Origin of the sequence: Streptomyces sp. NPDC007162, from assembly GCF_040634175.1 — a bacterium.
Taxonomy (GTDB): Bacteria; Actinomycetota; Actinomycetes; order Streptomycetales; family Streptomycetaceae; genus Streptomyces.
The window spans coordinates 1-2880 of the sequence record NZ_JBEYFC010000799.1; the positions used below are offsets into that span (position 1 = coordinate 1).

The window sequence follows — 2880 nt, forward strand, 5'->3', positions numbered from 1 at the left end:
GGAGCCGGGGCGCGGGGCCCCCGAGGCCCGCGGCGCCCGTGCCGTGCCCAGGGCGCCGCCCGCCAGCTCGTCGGGCCCCGGCACCCTCATCGAGGTGTGGGTGTCCCGGTTGGAGTCCGGTTTCGCGCCCGGCACCAGGGACACGGCACCCCGCCGTCGTACCCGATCCTCCGGCGCGGCCGGGGCGGCCGGCTCCTCGGCCGGCTCCTCCGGCGACTCCGCGTCCGGCTCGTCGACGTCCAGCGGCGGCATCCCGGCCAGCATGGGCAGCTGCTCCCGCAGCCGCGCGGCCAGCTCCGAGGCGCGCAGCCGGGAGGCCGGCGCCTTGGCCAGGCACTGCACGAGCAGCTGCCAGAGCTCCTCGGGGATGCCGGGGAGGGGGACGACCGTCTCCGTGACGTGGCGGCGCAGGACGGCGCCGGGGTGGCCGCCGCCGAAGGGGGTGAAGCCCGCGAGGAGCTCGTACAGGACCGTCGCGAGGGCGTAGATGTCCACCGACGCGCGGGGCGGCAGGCCCTCCACGATCTCCGGGGCCAGGTAGTCGGGGGTGCCGATGATCTTCGTCGCGCGGGTCCGCTTCGGGGAGTCGATCAGCTTCGCGACGCCGAAGTCGGTCAGGAGGGCCGGGTGGGAGCCGCCGGGGCCGAGCGGGCCCTGCATGTCGAGGAGGACGTTCTCCGGCTTGACGTCGCGGTGGACGACGCCCGCCGCGTGGGCGGCCGCCAGCCCGTCGGCGACGTCCGCGACGATGGCGACGGCCGCCTCGGGGGCGAGGCGCCTTTCGCGTTCCAGCCGGGTGCGCAGATCGGTGCCCCGGACCAGGTCCATGACGAGGGCGAGGTCGTTGCCGTCGACGACGAGGTCACGGACGGAGACGACGTTGGGGTGCTCCAGGCCCAGCAGCGCCGTGCGCTCCTGCACGAACCGGCCCACCAGCTCCTCGTCGGACGAGAGGTCCTCGCGCAGCAGCTTGATGGCGACGGGCCCGTCGGGACCCTCGCCCAGCCACACCGTGCCGGCGCTGCCCCGCCCCAGGATCTGGTTGGCGGTGTACCGGCTGCCGATCTTCCGTGCCAAGACTGCTCCTACCGACGCGTGTTGCCGATAAAAGTACGCGTCCGAAGAGCCAACCTTCACCACAGAGGCGGAAATCACCCGCCAGATGTCGACAAGTCACCAAACTCGCGATCAGTTGCCGGAACCGCTGCCCAGATCCTTGACCCAGCTGCTGACCGTGCCGGCCCAGTCGCGCAGCTGGTGCCAGTAGCCGCGGCCCTGCCCGACCCAGGTGTGCACCGGGGTCAGGTCCCAGATCAGCCAGCCCGCGACGAACAGGATGACGACCATGAACAGACAGCCCTTGAGGCAGCCGAGGCCCGGGATCCGCATCGGGTTGGCGCTGCGCCGGCGGGGCTCGCGGGGCTCACGCGGGGCCCGCTGCGGCTCGGCCGGGGGCGCGTAGCGCTGCTGCGGCTGCGGAGCGTACTGCTGCGGCTGGTGTCCGTAGCCGGCCGGCTGCTGCCCGTACCCGCCCTGCCCGCCCTGCTGGCCGCGCGGCTGCGGCCGGCGTACCGGCTGCTGCTGCGGGGCCTGGCGCGGCTGCTGCTGTTGCGGCCGGGCGACCTGGCGCTGGGGGCGGCGGCGCAGCGGGTCCTCGCCCGGGTCGAGGTACTGGACCTGGGTCTGCTCGTTGCGGTCGCGGGCCGCGCGGAGCTGGGTCTGCCAGGGGTGCGGCTGTTCCGGCTGCTGCGGGCCGCCCGGCTGCCCCTGGGGCATCGGCGGCAGTACGGCCGTCGGGTCGGCGGCGCCGGTGTTGGGCAGCACGGCGGTCGGGTCGGCCGCTCCGGCCGGTCCCGGGCCGCCGGTGTGCGGGAGGAAGCTGGTCGCGGCGTTCGGGTCGTACGACCCCGTCGGCGCGCCCGTGTTCGGCAGCACCTGGGTGGGGTCGGCCGAGCCGGGTACGGCCGCCGGCGCCGGGTCGGGGGCCAGCAGTGCGCCGACGCCCTCGGCCGCGGCGATCTGCGCGGAGTTCGCGTGCACGCCGATGCCCTCGGCGACGACACGCAGGCCGCGGGCGAGGTTCTCGGCGCTGGGCCGGTCGTCGGGGTTCTTGCGCAGGCAACGCTCTATGACCGTCCACAGCGGGTCGGGGACGGTCGAGGGGCGCCGCGGCTCCGCGCTGAGGTGCTGGTGGAGGACCTCCAGGGCACTGCCCCCGGAGAATGGCGGCCGGCCGGTGACCAGCTCGTACAGCAGGATGCCCGCGCCGTAGATGTCCACGGCGGAGGTCTGCGGACGGCCCTCGGCGGACTCGGGGGCGACGTACGCGGGCGTGCCGACGAACTCGTGGGTGCGGGTCAGGCCCGGGGAGTCGGCCAGGCGGGCGATGCCGAAGTCGGTCAGCATCGGGTGCATCTGGCCGTTGTACTGCGCGAGCAGCACGTTGGCCGGTTTCAGGTCGCGGTGCACGACGCCGTCGGCGTGGCTGGCGGCGAGCGCGTCGGCGACCTGGGCGGTGAGCAGGGCCGCGCCGACGGGCGTGAAGGGGCCGTTCTCGCGCAGGTGGCGGTGCAGGTCGGGGCCGTCGACGAGGTCCATGACCAGGGCGAGCAGATCGCCCTCGACGACCAGGTCGCGGACCCGGACGATGTTCGGGTGGGTGAGCCGGAGCAGGACGGAACGCTCCCGCAGGAAGCGCATCACGATGTCGGGGTCGCTCGCGAGCTCTTCCTTGAGGACCTTGATCGCGACGGTCTCACCGGGCTGGCCGGGCACGGCCGCCTCGGCGCCCGCGGTCTCCCGCTGGCGGGCACGCCAGACGGTGCCGGTGGCGCCGCGTCCTAGCGGCTCCTCCAGGAGGTACTTGCTGCTACACCGGTC

General features: G+C 74.7%; 2 protein-coding genes. Both read right to left on the reverse strand.

Going from position 1 to position 2880, the window contains the following annotated elements:
* Nucleotides 1-1077, reverse strand: a 1077-nt coding sequence (locus ABZ646_RS44120; RefSeq protein WP_360532718.1) for a serine/threonine-protein kinase, incomplete at its 3' end; no start/stop codon positions are given.
* Nucleotides 1078-1188: 111 nt separating this feature from the next.
* On the reverse strand, nucleotides 1189-2880 hold a 1692-nt coding region (locus tag ABZ646_RS44125), incomplete at its 5' end, for a serine/threonine-protein kinase (protein WP_360532721.1).